The sequence below is a fragment of the Caballeronia sp. J97 genome, assembly GCF_905220305.1.
Lineage (GTDB): Bacteria > Pseudomonadota > Gammaproteobacteria > Burkholderiales > Burkholderiaceae > Caballeronia.
The window spans coordinates 60,171-81,228 of record NZ_CAJMZL010000003.1 but is presented as its reverse complement, the minus strand read 5'-3'; the positions used below and the strand labels follow the sequence as shown (position 1 = coordinate 81,228).

Here is a 21,058-nt window from a genome sequence, read left to right as displayed (position 1 = left end):
AGGCAAACTTCCATCATAGACGGGATTTGCCCTCGGCTCGACTGGCACTGGCCCGCGCATGCACCTTTTGCGTGATTTTTATCGGCCCGGCGCGCTCGTTGCGCCATCGCGCGTTCCCGACACGACGACACGCGTCGTCGCCGGATCGGAATCGATCGCCTGTTCGGTGAACGGAAACCGCGCCCAGCGTTTCGCCGCGAACGCGCGCGTCGAGTCGCCCGAGTGCGGCGACGCCGGATCGTCCGATTCGGAATGCGACAGCATCGTGTCGGCTTCCACGCCGTTTTCGCCGAAGGTCACCACCTGCACGTAGCTGTCGCCCTGGCCGCTGATGTCCATCGGGTACCCCTTCGCATCGAGCGGACGCCGCGCGCAGACGATGGTGAAGTACCCCGCTTCATCGCAGCCGCCGTAGAGCGGCACGCGCGCGCCGTTGCGCGTCGTGTAGAGGATGTCGCCGCGCCGCGAATCGAGCGCGAAGCCGTTCAGCTTCAGCGCGAGCGCAGCGCCGCCGAGCGCCTGACGCAAGTCCTGAACGACGGCGGGATTGTCGACGTTGAAGTCCGCCGGGCTCGCGAGCGGCTTGTTCGGATCGAAGCCGGACTCGTACAGGCGCTCCGGCGCGATGCGCATCGTGCGCAGCCAGAACTCGTCCCAGAGGTTCGCGCCGCGCGCGTCGATATCGGCCGTGCCGTTCCAGTTGCGCAGGACTTCGCAGGCTTCGTGCAGCGGGCCGACCGCTTCGTCGACCGTGCACACCGCGTCGAGCAGCGGCTTGCGAAACAGCCGCTCGGACATCGAATGGGTCTCCAGCACGGCCGATTCGACCGCCTCGCGCGTGACGCCGCCGCGCTCGCGTTGCAGGCGCGCGGCGAGCAGATGGCCATAGCGCGTGCGCAGCGACTGCTCGACGCGCGTCGCACCCGCAATCCGCGGATAGCCCGACATCGGCGCGTTCGCGTTGGTGAGCCAGTAGCTGTCGTTGAAATTGCCGACGTAGTCGCCGCGCACCGTGTTCGGTAATTGCGCGACGGGGAGCGCGCCCGGCTGCACGCTCGATGCATCGACGGTCCACGCGCATGCGCTCTTCGAGCCGTCGAGGAACGGCACGCCCGGCACGCGGGCCGCGAACGCGCGGCCGGCCGGTGTCGTGCACGCCTGCGCGAGCGCGTCGGGCACGTTCGGGATCGGACCGATATCGGCGAACCAGACGCGATCGTCGCCGCGCCCGATCGCGAAGGTGTTGACCCACGGCATGCCGGCGTAGCGCTTCTGGATCGCCATGAAGTCGATGAGCGAGCGCGCCTGATTCCACGCGAAGAAATTCTGAAACGCGCGCGTGTTATCGCTGTTCACGTCGGCGATCGCGTAGGCGCGTTGCGCGTTCCAGCCGAGGCCTTGCGCCATCGCCGACAGATCGACGACCGGCCCGAAGCGCGTTCTGTACAGCGTGCGCGACACCGATTCGTAAGTGCCATCGGAGCGGAGCGAGCGCACGGTGAGCGGCACGGGCGTCATCGCTTCGCTCTGGCCATCGACGAGATAGCGCGTCGGATCGGCGGGATCGAGCGCCAGCTGGAAAATGCCGAAGCGTCGCGCGCTCGACACCGTATGCGTCCACGCGATGTTCTCGTTGAATCCGAGCACGATCAGCGGCACGCCGAGAAACGACACGCCCGCGACGTTGACCTGGCCCGGAATCGTCAGTTGAGCCTGATAGAAGCGATCGGGGCCGCGCCAGAACCAGTGCGGATTGCCGAACAGGATGCTGCGTTTGTCGCGCGTGACTGGCGCGCCGAACGCCAGTGCATTGCTGCCGATGCCCGGATGCTCGCCGATCGCAAACCGCAACGAGTCGAGCGCGGTTTGCGCGGTTTGCGCGGCGGGCGTCTCGCGGTCGCCGCGCGGCGCGGTTGCGGCCGGTTTCGGCGGATGCGCCATCGCGATCGGCGTAACGAAGCGCGCCGAGCCACCCGCCAGATTGGCGGCGATCAGGCGCAGGTAAATATCGTCTGCGCTGATCTTTTCCACCCACGGCTTGCCTCGGCACGCCGCATGCGCCTCCGGGAAATTGCCGTCGTTCAGATCGGCGAGATAGCGGTCGTAGCCGTTTGCGAAGCCGTCGATCAAATCGCGCAGTTCCGGGGATTGCGCCGAGCGGTAACGGTCGACCGCCGCCTGATCGCCGATCAGACGAAAGAAGAAATCGGCGTCGATGTTACGCGGCTGGCCGAAGGTCGCGGCGGACGGCGGGTGTGCGTCCGGGCCGAACCATGCCGAGCGCTCGCCGCGATAGGTGACGAAGCCGTCGGCGAGCGTGCAGAGGTTGTCTTGCGCCTGCGCGTAGCCGAAACCGAAGCCGAGGCTGCCCCAGTCGGCCGCGCGAATATGCGGAATGCCGTCCTGGGTGCGGCGGATTTCGGCGCTCCAGGCGCTTTGCGCGCCCGCATTTGTTTGCCCGGGACCGCCCGGCCCTCCTTCCGGTGCGACGCAGCCAGCCAGCAACGCGCTCGCGAGCGCGCCGGAGATCGCACTGCTTACGATCTGATTCATCGCGTGAGTCCCTCGGTCCGATCGACGTGATGACGGGGGCAGTACCGCCCCGCGCGCAGTATCGCATCGCGCGAAGCACGATACGCCGCCAAAGTCTAGCCGCTCGCGCCCGCTCGGCGAAGCCGATGCACAATGAAGCGATGACCGATCCATCCAGCCATCTCGGCGATCCCCGTCCGATGCCGCCCGAGCGTCCGCTGCCGGAAGAATGCTGCCAGAGCGGCTGCCAACCGTGCGTCTTCGATCTGTATCAGGAGGCGCTCGAGCGCTACGCGGCCGAACTCCGGGCGTGGGAGGCGCGGCATGCGGGGCAGTCCGGCGCGTGAGCCGGTCCCGTCGATTCGGCAGGCAAGCGCGCGCGGCGCTATGCTTGTCTGCCCTGTCGCTGTCGAAACCAGAACCTCAAGGAGCGCAAGTCCATGTCTCTCACGATGTATCGCGCATCGATCCCTGTCTTCATTCGCGGGCTCGAAGTCTGCGCGGATCTGCTGAAGAAAGGCGCCGCCTTCGCCGATGAAAAAGGCCTCGCGCACGCCGATATGATCAACGCGCGCCTCGCGCCCGACATGCTGCCGCTCGCCGCGCAGATCCAGCGCGCGAGCGATACGGCGAAATCGTCGGCGGCGCGTCTGTCGGGCGTCGAAGCGCCGCGCTTCGCGGACGACGAAGACAGTTTTCCGGCATTGCAGGCGCGCATCGAGAAGACGATCGCGTTTCTGAAGAGCATCGACAAGGCGTCGTTCGCCGGTTGCGAAACGCGCACGGTCACGCTGAAGTTTCCGGATTTCTCACCGTCGTTTTCGGGCGACGACTATCTGTTCGGCTTCGGGCTGCCGAATTTCTACTTTCACGTCGTCACGACGCACGACATCCTGCGCCATCTCGGCGTGCCGATCGGCAAGCGGGACTTTCTCGGGCCGCTCAATTAACGGCGTAAGCCGCGACGCGCGCTCGACGGTCGAGCGCGCGCCGCGCGATTCAGCCCGACATCGGACTGCCCGCGCCGGTCAGCCGTTCAATTCTGTCGCGCCGCGATCTGCTTGCGCCAGCCTGCGAGAATTCGTCGGGCGAGCGCATCGTAATCGCCGCCGAAGTGGTGATCGCCCGGCAGCTTCACCACTTCGATACCGGTCTTCGTGAGCGCGGGACAGAGCGTGTCCTCTTCGTTCTCGCCGTAGATGCACTGCACCATCGCGGGCGGCAGCTTGTTGAATTCCGGCCGCACCTTCAGGGCCTTTTCGCTCGCCTTCATGCCGAGCCAGCCGGTCACGCGAATCTGGAAGTCGGCGTCGGGCGCGAAGCCCATCAGCGAGATATACGACACCTGCGCACGCACCGCGTCCGGCAGACGGTTATACGCGAACGGCATCACGTCCGCGCCGAACGAATAGCCAACGAGCGCGACATGGCTCGTATGCCAGCGCGCGTTGTACGCGCGGATCACGCGGGCGAGGTCGTCGGCGGTTTGCTGCGGCGACTTCTCGCTCCAGAAGTAGCGCAGCGAGTCGATGCCGATCACCGAGACGCCGTCGCGCTGTAGCGCGAGCGCCATCGTCTTGTCGAGATCGCGCCAGCCGCCGTCGCCGGAAATGACGATGGCGAGCAGATCGGTCGGTTGCGCGGCGCGTAGTTCGATCAGCGGGAGATCGGAGACGTCGCTGTCGGTCGGAGGCGCTGGCTTTTTCAGGTGCGGCGCGGTCATCGCGACGAGCGCGTCGGCTTTCGAGCGGCCCGCTTCGAGCACGGCCGTGTACTCGAAGAAGCCTGGCAAGCCCTTCGCGTGGATGATGGTCGAATCCGGCGCGCACGGATTGAAACGTGCGTCGAGCATCGGGTCAGCCGCAAGCGACACCGCACCCGCGACCGTGTTATCCGGCGCCTGCTTCAACGAGCTTTCCGCGACGATTGCGCCCTGCCCCGTGCCGACGAGAATCGGCGAAAAATAGTGATTCGACTGCACGGTGCGTTCGAGCTGATGGCTCATGTTCTCCGCATCGCCGACGAGGTTGTGGCAGGACTTTTCGGTCTTGTCGGCAGCGAGGCGCGCGGCGTAGCGCGGCGTATCGACACCGACGACCATCGCGCCCTTGGCGGCGAGCGCATCGGCGGCTTGCTGATCCGCCTTGGTCCAGCCGCTTTTCTCGGAGAACAGCACGACGAAGCCGGTCATGTCGCCGGTGGGCTTCGTGAGCGTGACCTGACCGTAACGTCCGCCGGAAATCGACTCGGCGGCATGCGCCATACCGGCCGCGGACACACCACAGACGGCGGCCATTACCAGCGCCGCCGCTTTCTTGCAAATGAATTTCATGAACGCCAGCCGCCCGCGAGGAGCGAAAGATCCGCCAAAGTAAAAAATACGCCGACCGAGCCGGAGGCCGCGAGATATCGCGGCTCCCAGCGCGGCTGGAACTTGCTCTTGAATCCGCGCAGACCGCGGAAGTTGTAGAAACGGCCGCCGAAGCGCCACACGAGTCCGGCCAGTCGATGCCAGTGCGACGCGAGCGGCGTCGGCTCCATGCCCGACAACGGCGCGATGCCGAGCGACAGCGACTTGAACCCTGCTTCCTTCAGATGCAGCGCTAGCTTGGTGAAGAGGTACTCCATCGCGTAAGGCGACGCAGCGGAAACATGGCGCATCACGCCGACGGTCGCTTCGGTGTTCATGTCGGTCGTCATGAAGGTGACGAACGCGACCGGCTCGCCCTGCTGGCGCACGAGCAGCACCGACTGCGCCGCGAGATATTCCTCGTTGAACGCGGCGACCGAGAAGCTCTTCTCGCGCGCGGAGCGGCTTTCGAGCCAATCGTCGGAGATGGCGCGCAGCATCGGCATGCTTTCGGCGATGTGTTCCGGCCCGATGACTTCGGTATCGAAGCCGTCGCGCTCGCCGCGCTTCAGCGCGTAACGCAAATGCGAGCGATGCGAGCCCTTCAGGTCGAACTCGGACAGCGCGACATGCGCCTCCTCGCCGAGCTTCATCAGCGTGAGACCGGCGTCGAGGTAGAGCGGCAGCGCGTCGGCGCGCACCTGATAGAACGCCGCGCGGCCATTGTGGGCATGCGCGAGCTCGACGAACTTGCGGATCAGTTCGGCCCATTCGCTGCGCGGACCGACCGGATCGTGCAGCGCGGCCCATGTGCGGCCGTGCTTCGCGTACATCAGGAACGCTTCGCGCGACTCGGAGAACAGAAAGCTCTTGTCGCCCATCATCGCGAGGCCGGCGTCGCTGCGTTCCTGCGCGCGGAAGATGCGCGCGGCATCGGCGAGATCCTGCGGCGCGGGTTTCACGAAGCGGCCTGCCGCCGGACGCAGCAATTGCCATACGGCGAACGCCGCGGCGAACACCGCAGCCGCGAGTGTCGCGCGCAGCGCGCGCGGCGCGCGCTCGTCGAACGCGAATTGCCACCAGAGATCGCGGCTGTACGCCACGTCGCGGAATGCGAAGAACATGATCCACACGGCGAGCGCCAACACGACGCCGATCGAAATGAGCCACGTCGCGGTGAAGCGCTCGGCGAAGAGCGATGAACGGCGGTTGAAGCGCTCGCGCGTCAGGACGAGCAGCACGACGAGGAACGCGAGCACGCCGACTTCGACGAACGCGAGACCCTTGGCGAGCGACAGCGCAAGGTTCGCGACCGCGAGCGCCAGCGCGAGCCACCAGGCTGCGTCGAGCCGGCGCATCAGGCCGCGCGCGACGAAGAGCAGCAGCACGCCGAGCACGGAGCCGAGCAGTTGCGAGCTTTCGAGCACCCACAACGGGACGATGGTCTGGAGGAGCGCGATCCGCATCTTGAACGCGGGTGTCGCGCCCGAGATGACGAGCATGGAGCCCGACGCGAAGGTGACGATCGACAGGAACACCGGCGCGAGTTGCGAAACGTGACGCGGGCTCAGAAAGTTGAACCGGCCCTTCAGCGCACGGCCTTCGAAAGCGGCCATCACGCCGGCCGAAAGGATCAGCGGCAGGCCGAAGTAGATGGCACGATACGCGAGCAGCGCGGCGAGCACGTCCGGCGTCTCGACGCTGCCGCCGAGCGCGAACACCATCGCGGCTTCGAACACGCCGACGCCGCCGGGCGTATGGCCGATCATGCCGAGCAGCATCGCTGCCGAAAAGACCGTCATGAATTCGCCGAAACCGACTTGCGGGTGCGGCAGAAGCGCCCAGAGCGCGAGGCCGGCGCCGAACACGTCGACGACCGCGAGCACGCTCTGCGCGACGAAATCGCGGCGTGCCGGCACGGTGAACGACAGCCACTTCCAGCGCGAGCGCAAAGTGCGCGGCTCGCGACCGCAGGCCATGACCATCGCGGCGAACACGATGAGCAGCGCCGCGCCGGTCGCGCGCAACGCGGTCGGCGGCAGATGCATCATGCCGGAGAGCGTGCCCGCGCCGAACAGCATGCCGGCGGCGGCCATGAAAGCGAGCGACAGCGCAAGCGTAATGCTGGTGAAGATGGTCAGGCGGCCGACCTGCGCGGGCGTGACCTCGGCCGCGCCATAAACGCGGCAGCGCACGGCGCCGCCCGTCAGCGCACCGAAGCCCGTCACGTTGCCGAGCGCCGAGCCGACCGTCGCGCCGACCCAAAGCAGCGAGCGCGGCACCGCGACGCCGATGTGGCGCAGTCCCACCGCGTCGCGCCCGACGAGCGCGGCAAAGCTGAGCGCGGTGGCGAAAAGCGCGGCGATCCAGGCTTGCGCCGTCATCATCCGCAGCGAATGCATCACCGATTTGTAATCGACCGAGCGCGAGAGATGCTGGAAGACGACCAGCAGCAGCACGCAAATGACGATCGTGAGCGCGGGCGCGGCGAGCCGCTGAAGATCGACGCCCCCGGACGAACGTCCGATCGGGGAGATGGCGCGAAGCCGGGCGAGCAACTTTGTGCGAGACATGCGTTCTATCAAACTGGCTCACGCTGCCGGTCGTCAAGAAATTGACGGCGGCAACGATACATCACGATTATCGGGATCCGCGCACTTCGCGCAGTCGGAGAGCGCCATTTCGGCTCCCGCCGCCCGCGCTCGCGCCATACAAAAGGCTTTACTGCGTGAAACGCCTATATAACGGCGGCGGTTGACCCGACTTGATCAATATTGGGAAAACTACGGATCGAAAGCTTGCGTTCAGATCTGGCGCGGATTCCCGAACGGCACGAGCGGCACGAACGAGCGGTCGCGCGGCTTTACGATATGTCAGGGAAGCGGTTAGGATCGACGCCGCGAAGGCTGCTGGCATCGAATGAACACGGGACGGTAGCTTAAGCGGATATTACAGAAAAAGGCATCGGAATCATGAGAAAAACCACAGCAATCTTGTTCGCCGCGATCGGCGCGTCCTTCCTCAGCGCGTGCGTTTCGACCGACGACGCCCTGCTCAAGACCGTGCCGTTCGGGTCCGGCACGTCGCAATACAAACCTTACGACTTCATCCGTTGCGTCAAGGAAAAATGGACCCCGATCGCGCCGCGCGTGCGCGAATACTCGCCGAGCTCCGATACGCTGGCCGTGTCCGTGCCGAGCGGCGGTCTGACGAGCCAGTCGGTGGTGCTCGTCATCGCCCAGGCGTCGGCCAGCGGCACGGGCTACACGATTTACGGCGATATCGCGGCGGCGAGCCGCTACGTAACGGCCACGCACACCTGCGATTGATCCCCGTTTTCGCGGTCAGGAAGGCTTGCCGTTGTGCATGTCGACGCCGGCCAGATGCGTGCCGACCACGCGCCCGATCAAATAGCCGTCCGACGCGCACGCGTTGACGCGTTCCTTGCCGTCCCACTGGATCTTGTATTGATCGTCCTGGGAATGGACGACCGATGCGTCGAATTTGCGCTTGGCCTTGCCGCCGTTGCGCACGTCTTCGCTCACGAGCCGGTTCCAGGTCAGCGCGTAGCCATAGCGCACGCCGTCGGCGAACGCGTCGCTGTCGCAGACTTGCGATGGCGGCGTCGTCTTGAGCATCAGATGGTAGCCATTCGCGGTGCCGACCATGATGCGCTGCTCGCCCGGCGGCGTCGCAGACGCGGGTGCCTTGACCGGCGCCTGCGCCGCTTGTGCGGCCGATGCCGCCGCGGCTGCGTCGGCGTCGTTTTGCTGCGGAAGCGGCGCACATGCGCCGAGAAGCAGCGCCGCTGTCACCGTGAATGCCGTGCCGGCGCCTTGCACTTTTATGAACGTCATCCTGCGAATCACCTGCGCTGACCTTATCTCGAAATTGGCTCGGGGCTATACCTTACCATCCCCGGGCATATTCCTCGGAACGATGAAAAAAGTCGCCGCAGATGCGGCGACGCGGACGCCCTTTCGGGTGCGCCCGCGTCGAAGAAGAAAAATGAAACCTACGCTCAGGAAGCCGACGACGTGTTGCTCATCGGCATTTCGATCCCGCGCCGCGCCATTTCGACGATCAGGAACGTTCGCCGTGTGACGTGAAAACGCGCGAGCAGATCGCTCGAATATTCCTTGGCGGTGTTTTCGCTGATGTTCATCTTGCGCGCGATCGCCTTGTTCGACAGCCCTTGCAGCAGGTAACGCAGCGTCTCCGTGAGCCGCGGCGGCAGATCGAGCGATTCGATCGTCACGCCCGCGTGCGGCGAAACCGGCTTCGGACTGTGGCCGCCCTTGCCGAGCACGGTGTTCGGCAGGTAGACGCGCCCGTTGAGAATCGTTTTCAGCGCTTCGCGGAACACGCTCGCGCCCTGCTCGCTTCCCTTGGAGATGAACCCGCACGCGCCGTTCTTGATGCATTCGAGCACGGTGTCGCGGTCATCCTGCGCCGAGAGCATGATCGTCTGGATTTCGCGCTCTTCCTCGCGGATCCAGTTGAGCAGATCCATGCCCGTGTCTTGGCCGCGCAGGTGATAGTCGAGGAACATCAGATCGTAGGTATTGGCGGAAAGCTTGGCTTTCGCCTGCTCGAATCCATCGGCTTCGTCGATTTCGAGCAAAGGCTCGTTCGCCAGGATGAGGCTTTTCATGGCGCTCCTGGTGAGCCCTTCGTCCTCTACTAGCAACACATTTTTGAAATAGCCATTTTCCATTGCGACGCTCCGAGAACCGTTCCGATATTACGCGCGCCTCGTGCGAGTTCCACCCCCCTTTCGCAGGGATACATTCGGCAGTCCCCCAAAATCCTCCGCTTCCCCTCCCGTGCCGGGTTTATCGACCAGCACGTTCGGTCGAAACTGGCCGCAGTCGATTCAACCACGTAACCCGATACGAGCATGGAGGATGAGATGTCAAGCCGTCTGGCCGACAACGAAAGCGAATTCGCGTTGTGGCGTATCAAGCGGGCCCGCGCCGGCGATGCCGCGCGCCGTGTGCTGATTGCCCACACGGACAAGTCGGTCGGCGATTCGCTCGCCGTGCAACTTCGGCTCAAAGGCTTGCAGGTCATCCTTTCGCAGGATCTTAAATCCGTGCGCGCACTGGTGAACAGCTGGCAGCCGCACGCGCTGCTGCTCGACACGCGTCTCGACAACGAATCCGGCTATGTCTTTCTGCGCACGCTGCGCATGGACGCCGATCTCACCGGTCGTCTTCTCGTCGCGATGAGCAACGTCTGGCCGGCCGATCCGGTGCAGACGCTGAAAGAAGCCGGCTTCGACGCGCACTGCCGCCGGCCTTGCGCGACCTGGCGCATCGTCGATCTCGTCGAATCGTTCTTTTCGATGCCGCTCACGCGCTGACGCGCACACTGGAAGGAGGTGCCGCCATGAATAGGGATGCTTGCCTCGTCGTCGGGCGCACGTTGCCGGCGCATGCGTCGCGACTTTCGGCGCTGCGCGGGCGTGCCTGCGTGGAAGCGCGCGTCAGGCGGCGCCGCCGTCGTGCCGGACCGGGCTCGCGCCGGTTGCCATCGCGAGCGACGCCTGTATTTCACTACCTGGCTCGATGATGGCGACGCCGGTTCCGGGCAAACCCCGTGCCGCGATGTTGAAGCCGTCGCTCACGTGCGAGACCGGTTCGACGCACAGATAGCCCGCCCCGGCCGGACAATGCACGACGACGTGGCTCAGCGCGTCGTCGGCTATCAGTTCGAGCGTGCGGCCGTCGGCATAGCGCAGGGTCGCGCGGCCGTCCCAGCCGCCCAGATAGCGCGTGTAGCCTTCCGGCTCGCGCTCATGCAGGCGCGCGGGCTGTTCCAGGGTCGGCTCGATCGCGATTTCCGCTTCGTGGCGCCAGTGTGTCGTGGTATGGAGTTCGGCTTCCCGCGCACCGAAATAAGGATGAAAGCCGAGGCCGACCGGCATCGGGCTCGACGACCGGTTCGCGATTCGCATCGACAGCCGCGCGCCCTGCGCGTTCGCCTCGATCAGTTGCACGGCCTCGAACGCCCACGGCCAACCGTGCTCGCCCTCGCCGTGCACATAGCGCAGCACGACGCAATCCGCCTCCAGAAGCTCGACGCTCCAGGCCGCGAACTGGCCGAAGCCGTGCAATGCGTGCGCCATGCCCGGAAACGTCGCCAGTTCGACGAGGGAACCGTCGGGCGCGGGAAAGCGCGCATCGCGCACGCGATTCGAATAGGGCGCGAGCGGATAGCAGCCGCCCTTGGGCCACGCATCGCACGGCCAGCTCGCGACCGTCACCGGCGCGAGCCAGTCGTGCATGCCGCGCGCGTCCCGCGTGGCGAAGCGCGTGATGCGCCCGCCCGCCATCGGCGCGATTTCGATCACATGCGGCCCGCTGGAAATGCAGAGGCGCGGCTCGGCCTTCAGTTCTACGACTTCACGGAGTTTCGTCACTTTGCTTGCGGCACGACTTCGACATGAAAAAAAGCCCGTGCGCGGCGGCACGGGCGAACATCACTGCTTCTGTTCCTTCACGCGCGACACGAGCTGCGTCGGGCTCACGAACTGGAGCGCGATCAGCACCCAGACCATCGTGATGGCCATGTAGATCATCGCCATCGCGTCGATGGATTGCGGCGCGCGCACGCCCGTCGAAAACACCGCGTAGTACAGCGCGACGACGAGCGTCTGGGTCGTCGGCCCAGCGGTGAAGAAGGTCAGCTCGAACATGCCGATGGTGCGCACCAGCACGAGCAGCCCGGCCGCCAGCATGCCGGGCACGAGCAGCGGCAGCAGCACGTAGCGGAAGTAGCGCAGCGTGTTCGCGCCGAAAATGCGCGCGGCCGATTCCAGATTCGGATCGATCTGCTCGATGAACGGCGTCATCACGAGAATGACGAACGGCAGCGCAGGCACCAGATTCGCGAGGATCACGCCGGTCAGCGTGCCCGCGAGATGGAACTTGTACATGACGGTCGCCATCGGGATGCCGTAGGTCACGGGCGGCACCATCAGCGGCAGCAGGAACACGAGCATCGCGAAGCGCTTGCCGGGGAATTGCACGCGGGCGAGCGCATACGCGGCCGGCACGCCGAGCGCGATCGACAGCAGCACCACCGCGCCCACCACTTCGAGCGTCACGAGCAGCACGCTCGACAACTGGAAATCGCTCCACGCCTGCGCGTACCAGTGCAGTGTGAAGCCTTGCGGCAGCAGCGTGCCGAACCAGCGCGTGGCCACCGAGTTCACGGCGACGGTCGCGATCAGCAGCAGCACGTTGACGAGAAAGAAGCCCATCGTCGTCCAGACGAAGAACTTCCATAGCCTGTCGCGCAGGCTCACTTGCTGTTTCATCTGTTTGCCGGGGCTTTGAGTCAGGGCGCCGGCCTGCCAGCCGGACGCCGCGCGGTTGTCGGTTGTCATTATCCCTTGCCTCCCGTCACCGGACCCGTGTAGAAGAAGCGGCGCGCGCCGAGCATGCCGCCCACGACGAGCAACTGCACGAAGCCCATCACGATCGCGATGGTCGATGCGAGCGCGTAGTCGTAGTTCTCGAACGCGGCCTCCGATGCGGCGATGGAGATCACGCGCGTCGGGCCGGCCGGCGCGCCGAGCAGTACCGCCGACGGAAACACCGAGAACGCCTGCACGAACGAAAGACACGCGGTCATCGTGAGTCCCGGCAACAGCAGCGGCAGATAGATCTGACGGAACTGCTGCCACGGGCTCGCGCCGAGCGTCGCGGCGGCGCGCGCGAGCGTCGGGTCGATGCCGGTCACGTACGACAGCGTCAGCAAAAACGCGAACGGAAATCCCGACACGATCAGCGAAATCAGCACGCCCCAGTAGTTGTGCGTGAGACGCACTTCATCGCTGTAGAGATGAAGCGCCTGCAATGCCTGCGGGAACCAGCCGTTCGGGCTGAAGTACGTCAGCATGCCATCGGCGATCAGCACGGTGCCGAGCGTCACCGGCACGACGAGCAGCGTCGTCGCGAACTTCTGCCACGGCGAGGTGCGGCGCAACGCGAACGCGACCGGCACCGACACGCCGACGTTGATGATCGTCGCGGGCACGGCGAGCTTCAGCGTGACGATGATCGTCGGCCACATCGACGAATCGGTGAAGAACGTGACGTAGTTCGCCCAGATGCCGCCGCCGTTCATCGGATTGAAGGACAGCATCAGCCCGTAGGCGAACGGGTAGATGAACAGCGCGAGAATGAAGATGAGCGCGGGCGCTACGAGCCAGCCCTTCGGATCGCGTTGCTGCGCAGGGAGCGCGATCATTTGTCTTCTCCGTACACGAGCGTCTTCGACGGCGCGACCCGCAGCGTGATGCGCTCGCCTTCGCTGCATTCGCCCGCGATACGCGCCCACAGCTTGCCGAACGCCGTATTCACGATGATCAGCGAATCGCGTCCGCCATATTCGACGACTTCGACGTGCGCATCGAACGCGTTCTCGGCGCCGGGCGCGGCGCGCTCCATGTCCTCCGGACGCAGCGCGACCGAAACACGCTTGCTGTCGAAACCTTCCATCGACGTGCCGAGGAGCCTGACGCCGTTCGCGTTCACCGCGACGGCTTCACCTTGCGTGCCTTCGAGCGTCGCCTGCACGACGTTGCGAAAGCCCATGAACCGCGCGACGTGCAGGTTCTTCGGCCGCGAATAGACTTCCTTCGGCGCCGCCACCTGCTGCACGACGCCCTCCTTCATCACGACGATGCGATCGGCCATCGAGAGCGCCTCGTCCTGATCGTGCGTCACGTAGATGGTCGCGCGCTCCAGCTTGCCGTGGATGCGGCGAATTTCCGCGCGCATCTCGATGCGCAGCTTGGTGTCGAGGTTCGACAGCGGCTCGTCCATCAGAACGAGCGGCGGCTCGATGACGATCGCGCGCGCGATCGCGACACGCTGCTGCTGGCCGCCCGAGAGCTGGCCGGGCAGCTTGCCGTCGTGGCCGATCAGTTGCACGAGTTGCAGCGCTGCCTTCGCGCGCTTCATCGCTTCCGCCTTCGGCACGCCGCGCATCTTCAGCCCGAAGCCGACATTGTCGAGCACCGACATGTGCGGAAAGAGCGCGTAGTTCTGAAAGACCATGCCGAAGCCGCGCTTTTCGGGTGGCAGCACGTCGATACGCTTGTCGTCGAGCCAGATGCCGCCGCCGGTCAACGGTTGCAGTCCCGCGATGCAGTTCAGCGCGGTCGATTTGCCGCAGCCCGACGGCCCGAGCAGCGCGATGAATTCGCCGCGCTGGATGTTCAGGTCGAGACCCTTCAACGCCGCGAGCTGCTGGCCTTCTGCATTGGTGAAGCTGCGCGAGACCGAGTCGAGGCGCAACTGCTCAAAAGTGTGCTTCATGACATTTTCCTGCGCTTTTTTGTACAAGCGGCGACGCTCCTCGCGAGGAACGTCGCCGTCTCATCACACAGCGGTACGCCGCCTTACTTCGTCTTCGCCGCGCCGATTTCGCGGTCCCATTTCTGGAACGCCGCGACCATCGCCTGCGCGTTGAGCGGCAGCACGTGCGGACGGTCTGCGAGGAGCTTCGCGTATTCCGGCCGGCCGAACTTCTGGATGACTTCCTGGCTTTTCGCCGGCGCCATCGAGAGCGGCACGTCCTTCACGGCGGGGCCCGGGTAGAAGTAGCCGTCGTCATACGTGAGCGCCTGCTGCGCCGGTTCGAGCATGAAGTTCATCAGCTTGTAGAGCACGTCGAGCTTTTCCTTCGGCACGCCCTTCGGAATCACCATGTAGTGCGCGTCGTTGACCCAGGTCATGTTGTCGAACGCGCCGATCTTGAATTCCGCCGGCACGATGCCGAGCGCCCGCGGGTTGATATCCCAGCCCGTCACGGTGACGGTCATGTCGCGCGTGCCTTCACCCAGTTCCTTCATGACGGCGGAAGTGCCGCCCGGGTAGTACGGAATGCAGTCGTTGAGCTGCTTGAGGAATGCCCAGGTCTTGTCCCAGCCGTTGATCGGGTCCATCGGGTCCTTGTCGCCGAGCACGTACGGCAGGCCCATCAGGAAGGTGCGGCCGGGGCCGGAGTTCGCCGGGCGCGCATAGATCAGCTTGTTCGGATGCGCCTTGCACCACGCGAGCAACTGATCCGGCGTCTTCGGCACGTCCGTGACCTTCGCCGGGTTGTATTCGAGCAGCGGACCTGCCGGCATGTAGGTCACTTCGAGACCGTAGCCCTGCGCGATGTCCTGCATCTTGCGCGGGCCGGGCGCGTACTTGTCGAGCACGCCGGGGAACGCCTTCGCGTTATCGGGCAGCAGCTTCTCCCACAGGCCTTGCTGGATGCCGGCCGCGAGTGCGTCGGTGCCGGTCACGACAAGGTCGATGTCCGAGCGTCCCGCCGCCTGCATCGCCTTGATCTTGCCCGGCAGTTGCGGCGCGGGCGCGTTCGTGAACGTGATGCTCGACACGAGGTCCGGGTACTTCGCCTTGAACGCCTCGAAGCCCTTTTGCGTCAGTTGCAGATTGCCCGCGACATCGACGATATTGATCGATACGGGATCGGCCGCGCGTGCCGCGCTCGCGCCGAAAGCCGCGCCAACGGCGACGCAAACCGCCGCCAGTTTCACTGACAGTCCTGCCTTGAAAGCCATGTCGTCTCCTCACTTCTCTCGCAACCACGTTCGGGAAGAGGTCCGGTCGTATCTTCGATGTTTGTCGATTGTGTCGATCGCCGGCCTGTTTGTGTTTGGTTCTGGTTCTCGCGTGTTTCTGTGCGCGTGCGCCCTCGATGCGATTGGATGCTGAAAAATAGCTAACGGGGTTATAGGATGTCAAGCAAATCGGATCTTGTGAGCGCTGTTACCGAAACAGCGCAAGCGCCTTTTTCCTCAGCCGACAGCGCTTTGCAAGCTAACTCGGGATATACCCCGAGCGCTCGTTACCTCCCTTTTTAACCGGAAGTTAACTGTGGTTTCCTGCAGGTTTCCCGCGCGTTTCCCCCGAATGAGGCGTGTCAGACCACAAGCCCTTTGAGAATGGATTCGTCGAATGCCAGAAGCGCACGTGCTTCCCGCGCAATGGCCGCGATGGCGAAATCGGGCGATGTGCTCAGAAGCGGCAGGATCGGGCCCATGTCCGCAATTCCGGATAGCGTCACGGCATCATGCAAGACGCGGATCAGCGAGATGTCGTCACGAAGCGTTTCGAGCGGCAGAAAGCGCTCATGGAGCGTACCGGCTTCACGCAGGGCGCCCGCTTTCGCGGCACGCAGCAGCGCCGTCACGGCGTGCGGCGCGATGCATCCGGAACCGGTCGTCCACGACGCGAGGCCGAAGTCGCGCGTATGAATCAGCGCTGGGCGTTCGCCCATGCCCGACACGACTTTCGATGCCGGCACGCTGTCGAGCAGACGCCGCAGATAGTCGTCTTCGGCCGGATCGGCGCGCACGATCGCGTACTTCACTGCCAGCAAAGTGCCGTCGTCGATGAGCTGAGCGAGCGTATCGACGTCGATGTAGCTTTCGCTCTTGATATAGAGGGTGAACGGCATGCCGGCCACATCGGCGAGACGTCTGAGGCCGGTCGCAACGCCTTCGGGCGTCGTGAAGCCCGAAAGCGGCAGGATCATCGCGGTGCGGTAGTCGGTCTGCGCGAGGATGCGCGCCTGATCGAGCATCTTGCCGTAGTCCGGCCCGATGGCGGGTATCACGCGCGTCTGCGGACCCGCGAGCGACGACAACATGTCAAGCAACTCGCGGAACTCGCTGACGGCGACGTGGTAGAGATTCGCATTGCCGCCGTAGAGCAGCGTACGCACGCCGCCCGCCTCGATATGGGCGATCAGCCTGCGATTTTCTTCAGGATTGAGGGAGTAGTCCGCGCGCCGAGCCAGGGGCGGCACGGCCATTACGGATTCGGAAAACTCGCTGACGGTGATGGGATGGGTGTTCACGACGCCTCGCAGGATCGACGGATGGTCGGCAGAAGGTATCAACACCATTCAAAGTTGTCAAACAACTTGGCACTCGACGGCGAGCTTTCGCGTGTCGGCGCTAAGGTTGTGTGACAACTGCCTCTATGTCGCTACTCGCCGAACATGCGCTCGAGCGCGTTTTCCAGATGCGCCCTCATCGCTTTTCCGGCGCGCGCGGGATCGCGGGCACGGATCGCCTCGAGCACGTCGAGATGTTCTCGCTGGACGAGCCGCTGTCGTTCGAGCGTCTTCACGAACGACAGATTGCGCGACAGGTTCATGCTGACTTCGACCTGTTCCTCGATGAACGAGAGGACGGTGATGAAGAACTGATTCTTCGATGCACGCGCCACCGCTAGATGGAAAGCGAAATCGTCTTTGGCGCCGATGCCCTGCTGCGTTTCGACGACACGTTCGAGTTGGTCCCACGCCTTCTGGATCGCGCGAATGTCGTCTTCTTCGGCCTTGATGGCGGCGAGTTCGGCAGCGCCGGACTCCGTCACCACACGAAATTCGTAGCAGCGGCGAATGTCGGACAGCGTTTCGAGCGGAGCGAAACGGCGCACGTCCGGGTCGGGACGGCGTCCGACAATGGTTCCCGATCCGCGCCGCGTCACGATGATGCCATCCGCGCGCAGCCGCGCGAGCGCTTCGCGCACGGTCGGGCGCGAGGTCGCGAAGCGTTCGGCGAGTGCGTGTTCGGTGAGGAGCCGGTCGCCCTCCTTGAACTCGCCTTCCATGATGCTGTTGAGGATGTCGCTGTAGATCCGGTCGGCGAGACCGGATGACTTACGCTCGTTCATGTTCGCGCGTGGCGTGCTTGTCAGGGTGGAGAACGATTGTAAGACAGATTTTTCGTGCGGGGACACGCGGTCGGGCCGGACGCGCGCATAAAAAAATCGGTCGACGCATGGGCCGCGTCGACCGATCCTGATCGCCTGGATGCTACGTCAGGCGCTTACCACTGATGCCCCGCCCCGATCGTAAACCCGACGTTCCCGGAACTGCTGGTATTCCCCGACGCCTTCACGACCCAACGTTCGTCCTGCGTCACGTACGAGATACCGATGGCCGCGCCGGATGCGCTCGCGTAACGCGCCCCCGCGATCGCCACCATGGTCTTGCCGGGAGCGGTCGGCTGCGGCAATCCCGCTGCGGCCATCGCCGCGGCAATACCGCCGTACGCGGTGCTTGCGACGTTGTTGATCTGGCCTTGCAGGTTGGCGACGCGCGAATCGGTGTAGCTTTGCGCCTGTGCCGCCGCCAGATTCAACTGGCTCAGATTCACCGCATCGGTGGCTTGCGTGCCCGCCGCGACGTTCGTGATCTGACGCTCGCTTCCCGCCGAACCGACCGACACCGTATTCGCCCGGTCGGCCACCGAATTCGCACCGAGCGCGACCGAGTTGTCCGCACTGGCGTTGGCGTTCGCGCCCATTGCCGTGGCGTGCACGCCTGTGGCGCTGGCGACCTCGCTATTGCGATCGCCGTTGGCCACGAACAGCGGATTGCCACCGCTTTCGGCGATGTTCGTCACGCGGTCGATCGCGGCGTTCATCTGATTCACGTTCACGGCATCGTTGCCCGCGACGCCGTCCGCGACGTTGTGAATCGTTGTAGCGCCGGTGCCGTTGCCGAGCGTGAGGTTCGCGTAGTCGGTCTTGCCGTCCGTCCCGGCGTCGTACGTGACGGCTGTTTTCGACGAACCGTCGCCGTTGATCAGCCCCGCCTGCTTCAACTGAGAGACGTTGACGGCATCGGTGTCTTGCGTGCCTGCCGCGACGTTCGTGATCTGGCGCTCGGCACCGGCCGAGCCGACCGACACCGTGTTCGCACGATTCGCGACCGAGTTCGAGCCGAGCGCGATCGAGTTGTTCGCCGTGGCTTGCGCGTTGCCGCCGATGGCGACGGAGTCGGCCCCGCTCGCGGTCGAATCGGCCAGTGTCGAGTTCGCGTGGAAGTACTTGATCCCGCCGCCCGTCGTGATGTTATTGAGCGTCGTGTTGATCGTGTCGATGTCCGATGTGTTCTGCGTCACGCGGTCATCGAGGTTGGTGAGCGCGGAACCGACGTCGTTGAAGGTCGAGTTGTCCTTGAACGTGTAGGTCGGCGCGGTGATCGAGCCGTCCGCGTTCACGGTCGAGCCTCCGCCGAGGCCGGTCGCCGTGCTTTGCGCCAGGCCGAACAATTGCGCACCGTTCACGGCTTGGAGGCTGGTCGCGCTGACTTCGCCCGGCGCGACGTTGTCGATCGTCACCGGCGTGCCCGGCGTGCCCAAGGTGACCTTGGTATGGGTCGTATCGTCGTAGGTCACGACGTTCGCGACACTGGACGAAATCGTCGTCTTCAATTGGGAGACGTTGACTGCATCGGTGTCTTCCGTGCCCGCTTTGACGTTCGTGATCTGGCGTTCCGCATTTGCCGCGCCAACGGAAACTGTGTTGGCACGATCCGCTACCGAGTTGGAGCCAAGCGCGACTGCGTTGTTCGCCGATGCAACCGCGTTACCGCCGATCGCGACCGCATCCGTGCCGATGGCCTGCGAATCGGGCAGCGTCGAATTGGTGTGGAAATACTTGATGCCACCGCCGTTCTCGATCGTGCTCAGCGTGGTGTTGATCGTGGTGATGTCGGATGTGTTCTGCGTCACCCGGCCATCCAGATTCGCGAGCGCGTCGCCGACGTTATCGAACGTGGAGTTGTCCAGGAACGTGTAGGTCGGCTTGATGATTTTGCCGTTCGCGTCCACGCCGGCATTGCCGCCCAGCGCGTCCGCGGCGCTTTGCGCGGTCGCGAAGAGCTGAGAACCGTTCACGGCTTCCAGACTGTTTGCATTCACCGCACCGGGAGCGACGTTCTTGAGTGTAACGGGCGTGCCGAGTGTGCCGAAGGTTACGCTCGTGTGACTCGGATCGTCGTACTGGACTGTGTTGCTCAAGGCGACGGAGAGTGAACTGACGCCTGTCGAGAGCGAGGAGACGTTCGATGTGACGGTGCTCAGGCCGGTCGAGAGAGAACCGACGCTTGAGGTGACTGTGCTCAAGCCGGTCGACGTCGAAGTCGAGAGCGAATCGATGCCGGTCGACAGCGAGGCGACGTTCGATGTCACGGTGCTCAAACCAGTCGAGAGAGAACCGACACTTGATGTGACTGTGCTCAAGCCGGTCGACGTCGAAGTCGAGAGCGAATCGATACCGGTCGACAGCGAGGCGACGTTCGATGTCACGGTGCTCAAGCCAGTCGAGAGAGAACCGACACTTGATGTGACTGTGCTCAGACCTGTCGATGTCGAAGTCGAGAGTGAATCGATACCCGTCGACAGCGAATCAACGTTCGACGTCACGGTGCTCAGGCCAGTCGAGAGGGAGCCGACGCTTGATGTGACTGTGCTCAGACCGGTCGAGGTCGAGGTCGAGAGCGAATCGATGCCCGTCGACAGCGAGGCGACATTCGATGTCACAGTGCTCAGGCCAGTGGAGAGAGAACCAACGCTTGACGTGACCGTGCTCAGACCTGTCGACGTCGAAGTCGAGAGTGAATCGATACCCGTCGACAGCGAATCAACGTTCGACGTCACGGTGCTCAAGCCAGTCGAGAGAGAACCAACGCTTGACGTAACCGTGCTCAAACCTGTCGAAGTCGAAGTCGAGAGCGAATCGATGCCCGTCGACAGCGAATCAACGTTCGACGTCACGGTGCTCAAGCCAGTCGAGAGAGAACCAACGCTTGATGTGACTGTGCTCAGACCGGTCGAGGTCGAAGTCGAGAGCGAGTCGATACCCGTCGACAGCGAGGCGACGTTCGATGTGACGGTGCTCAGACCAGTCGAAAGAGAACCGACGCTTGATGTGACCGTGCTCAAACCTGTCGAAGTCGAAGTCGACAGCGAATCAACGTTCGACGCCACGGTGCTCAAGCCAGTCGAGAGAGAACTCACATCGGACATTACTGTGCTAAGTCCTGTGGACAGCGAACTCACGTTCGACGTCACCGTGCTAAGCCCTGTCGAAAGCGAACCTACGTCGGAAGTAACTGTGCTAAGTCCTGTGGATAACGAGTTCACCGCAGTGGAAACAGATGTCGATATCGTAGACACGCGTGTATCGACGCCAGTGAGCGCGCTGCCGACGTCGTTATATTGCGTACCGTTCAGCGTGTATTGCGGTGAATTGATCGTTCCGTTTGTATTCACCGATGCTCCACCTCCCAGCGCCGATGCAGTGGTCGACAGTGCGGTGTAGAGCTGTCCAGTGTTAACAGCCTCCT

Annotated in this window: 18 protein-coding genes; 5 read left to right on the top strand and 13 right to left on the bottom strand. The window is 64.2% G+C overall.

The window, feature by feature from the left end; genetic code table 11:
* Positions 1-78: 78 nt before the first annotated feature.
* Complete coding sequence (locus U4Y90_RS06935) at positions 79-2,553, bottom strand: penicillin acylase family protein (protein ID WP_321793607.1); 2,475 nt, start codon at positions 2,551-2,553, stop codon at positions 79-81.
* A gap of 140 nt (positions 2,554-2,693) precedes the next feature.
* Between U4Y90_RS06935 and U4Y90_RS06930 the strand changes: the two genes are divergently transcribed.
* Positions 2,694-2,879 (top strand): oxidoreductase-like domain-containing protein, encoded by a 186-nt coding sequence (locus U4Y90_RS06930; protein WP_321793606.1) that lies wholly within the window; start codon positions 2,694-2,696, stop codon positions 2,877-2,879.
* 93 nt (positions 2,880-2,972) lie between these two features.
* On the top strand, positions 2,973-3,482 hold the full coding sequence (locus tag U4Y90_RS06925) for a DUF1993 domain-containing protein (RefSeq protein WP_321793604.1): 510 nt from the start codon (positions 2,973-2,975) through the stop codon (positions 3,480-3,482).
* Between the two features lie 86 nt (positions 3,483-3,568).
* Here the strand turns inward: U4Y90_RS06925 and U4Y90_RS06920 are convergent, their stop codons facing one another.
* Together U4Y90_RS06920 and mprF are read right to left on the bottom strand one after the other, a co-directional pair.
* Positions 3,569-4,864, bottom strand: a complete 1,296-nt coding sequence (locus tag U4Y90_RS06920) for a virulence factor family protein (protein ID WP_321793603.1) — start codon at positions 4,862-4,864, stop codon at positions 3,569-3,571.
* A complete protein-coding gene (gene mprF / locus U4Y90_RS06915) occupies positions 4,861-7,455 on the bottom strand; it encodes a bifunctional lysylphosphatidylglycerol flippase/synthetase MprF (RefSeq protein WP_321793601.1) in 2,595 nt (864 codons plus the stop codon). The genes U4Y90_RS06920 and mprF overlap by 4 nt, the downstream gene beginning before the upstream one ends.
* 399 nt (positions 7,456-7,854) lie before the next feature.
* Between mprF and U4Y90_RS06910 the strand changes: the two genes are divergently transcribed.
* On the top strand, positions 7,855-8,211 hold the full coding sequence (locus tag U4Y90_RS06910; RefSeq protein ID WP_321793599.1) for a hypothetical protein: 357 nt from the start codon (positions 7,855-7,857) through the stop codon (positions 8,209-8,211).
* A gap of 15 nt (positions 8,212-8,226) precedes the next feature.
* Here U4Y90_RS06910 and U4Y90_RS06905 read toward each other — a convergent pair whose 3' ends face one another.
* A complete protein-coding gene (locus tag U4Y90_RS06905; RefSeq protein WP_321793597.1) occupies positions 8,227-8,739 on the bottom strand; it encodes a hypothetical protein in 513 nt (170 codons plus the stop codon).
* Positions 8,740-8,903: 164 nt separating this feature from the next.
* Positions 8,904-9,599: a response regulator transcription factor gene (locus tag U4Y90_RS06900; RefSeq protein ID WP_321793595.1), complete on the bottom strand. Its 696-nt coding sequence runs from the start codon at positions 9,597-9,599 to the stop codon at positions 8,904-8,906.
* 195 nt (positions 9,600-9,794) lie between these two features.
* Between U4Y90_RS06900 and U4Y90_RS06895 the strand changes: the two genes are divergently transcribed.
* Positions 9,795-10,247 carry a histidine kinase gene (locus U4Y90_RS06895; RefSeq protein ID WP_321793593.1) on the top strand — a complete coding sequence of 151 codons (453 nt, stop codon included), beginning with the start codon at positions 9,795-9,797 and terminating at the stop codon, positions 10,245-10,247.
* A gap of 123 nt (positions 10,248-10,370) precedes the next feature.
* Here the strand turns inward: U4Y90_RS06895 and U4Y90_RS06890 are convergent, their stop codons facing one another.
* The 8 genes from U4Y90_RS06890 to U4Y90_RS06855 form a co-directional block, all read right to left on the bottom strand.
* The gene (locus U4Y90_RS06890; protein WP_321793591.1) at positions 10,371-11,306 is read right to left on the bottom strand and encodes an aldose epimerase; all 936 of its coding nucleotides are present in this window, start codon (positions 11,304-11,306) and stop codon (positions 10,371-10,373) included.
* Between the two features lie 60 nt (positions 11,307-11,366).
* Positions 11,367-12,275 (bottom strand): ABC transporter permease, encoded by a 909-nt coding sequence (locus U4Y90_RS06885; protein ID WP_321793589.1) that lies wholly within the window; start codon positions 12,273-12,275, stop codon positions 11,367-11,369.
* On the bottom strand, positions 12,275-13,141 hold the full coding sequence (locus tag U4Y90_RS06880; RefSeq protein WP_321793587.1) for a sugar ABC transporter permease: 867 nt from the start codon (positions 13,139-13,141) through the stop codon (positions 12,275-12,277). The genes U4Y90_RS06885 and U4Y90_RS06880 overlap by 1 nt, the downstream gene beginning before the upstream one ends.
* On the bottom strand, positions 13,138-14,214 hold the full coding sequence (locus U4Y90_RS06875; protein WP_321793585.1) for an ABC transporter ATP-binding protein: 1,077 nt from the start codon (positions 14,212-14,214) through the stop codon (positions 13,138-13,140). The genes U4Y90_RS06880 and U4Y90_RS06875 overlap by 4 nt, the downstream gene beginning before the upstream one ends.
* An 83-nt stretch (positions 14,215-14,297) precedes the next feature.
* Positions 14,298-15,470, bottom strand: coding sequence for an ABC transporter substrate-binding protein (locus tag U4Y90_RS06870; protein WP_321793583.1), 1,173 nt, complete (start codon positions 15,468-15,470; stop codon positions 14,298-14,300).
* Positions 15,471-15,832: 362 nt separating this feature from the next.
* Positions 15,833-16,771, bottom strand: a complete 939-nt coding sequence (locus tag U4Y90_RS06865) for a dihydrodipicolinate synthase family protein (RefSeq protein WP_415749305.1) — start codon at positions 16,769-16,771, stop codon at positions 15,833-15,835.
* Positions 16,772-16,902: 131 nt separating this feature from the next.
* Positions 16,903-17,595: a FadR/GntR family transcriptional regulator gene (locus U4Y90_RS06860; protein WP_321793581.1), complete on the bottom strand. Its 693-nt coding sequence runs from the start codon at positions 17,593-17,595 to the stop codon at positions 16,903-16,905.
* Positions 17,596-17,750: 155 nt separating this feature from the next.
* Positions 17,751-19,730, bottom strand: a complete 1,980-nt coding sequence (locus U4Y90_RS06855; protein ID WP_321793579.1) for a YadA family autotransporter adhesin — start codon at positions 19,728-19,730, stop codon at positions 17,751-17,753.
* Here U4Y90_RS06855 and U4Y90_RS06850 point away from each other — a divergent pair.
* On the top strand, positions 19,723-21,033 hold the full coding sequence (locus U4Y90_RS06850; RefSeq protein WP_321793577.1) for a hypothetical protein: 1,311 nt from the start codon (positions 19,723-19,725) through the stop codon (positions 21,031-21,033). The two genes, U4Y90_RS06855 and U4Y90_RS06850, sit on opposite strands and share 8 nt — an antisense overlap.
* Positions 21,034-21,058 lie beyond the last annotated feature (25 nt).

Excerpts from the sequence above, each read along its gene's own strand:
- U4Y90_RS06935 (WP_321793607.1), bottom strand. The coding sequence starts at position 2,553 with ATGAATCAGATCGTAAGCAGTGCGATCTCCGGCGCGCTCGCGAGCGCG.
- U4Y90_RS06930 (WP_321793606.1), top strand. The coding sequence starts at position 2,694 with ATGACCGATCCATCCAGCCATCTCGGCGATCCCCGTCCGATGCCGCCC.
- U4Y90_RS06925 (WP_321793604.1), top strand. The coding sequence starts at position 2,973 with ATGTCTCTCACGATGTATCGCGCATCGATCCCTGTCTTCATTCGCGGG.
- U4Y90_RS06920 (WP_321793603.1), bottom strand. The coding sequence starts at position 4,864 with ATGAAATTCATTTGCAAGAAAGCGGCGGCGCTGGTAATGGCCGCCGTC.
- mprF (WP_321793601.1), bottom strand. The coding sequence starts at position 7,455 with ATGTCTCGCACAAAGTTGCTCGCCCGGCTTCGCGCCATCTCCCCGATC.
- U4Y90_RS06910 (WP_321793599.1), top strand. The coding sequence starts at position 7,855 with ATGAGAAAAACCACAGCAATCTTGTTCGCCGCGATCGGCGCGTCCTTC.
- U4Y90_RS06905 (WP_321793597.1), bottom strand. The coding sequence starts at position 8,739 with ATGACGTTCATAAAAGTGCAAGGCGCCGGCACGGCATTCACGGTGACA.
- U4Y90_RS06900 (WP_321793595.1), bottom strand. The coding sequence starts at position 9,599 with ATGGAAAATGGCTATTTCAAAAATGTGTTGCTAGTAGAGGACGAAGGG.
- U4Y90_RS06895 (WP_321793593.1), top strand. The coding sequence starts at position 9,795 with ATGTCAAGCCGTCTGGCCGACAACGAAAGCGAATTCGCGTTGTGGCGT.
- U4Y90_RS06885 (WP_321793589.1), bottom strand. The coding sequence starts at position 12,275 with ATGACAACCGACAACCGCGCGGCGTCCGGCTGGCAGGCCGGCGCCCTG.
- U4Y90_RS06880 (WP_321793587.1), bottom strand. The coding sequence starts at position 13,141 with ATGATCGCGCTCCCTGCGCAGCAACGCGATCCGAAGGGCTGGCTCGTA.
- U4Y90_RS06875 (WP_321793585.1), bottom strand. The coding sequence starts at position 14,214 with ATGAAGCACACTTTTGAGCAGTTGCGCCTCGACTCGGTCTCGCGCAGC.
- U4Y90_RS06870 (WP_321793583.1), bottom strand. The coding sequence starts at position 15,470 with ATGGCTTTCAAGGCAGGACTGTCAGTGAAACTGGCGGCGGTTTGCGTC.
- U4Y90_RS06860 (WP_321793581.1), bottom strand. The coding sequence starts at position 17,595 with ATGAACGAGCGTAAGTCATCCGGTCTCGCCGACCGGATCTACAGCGAC.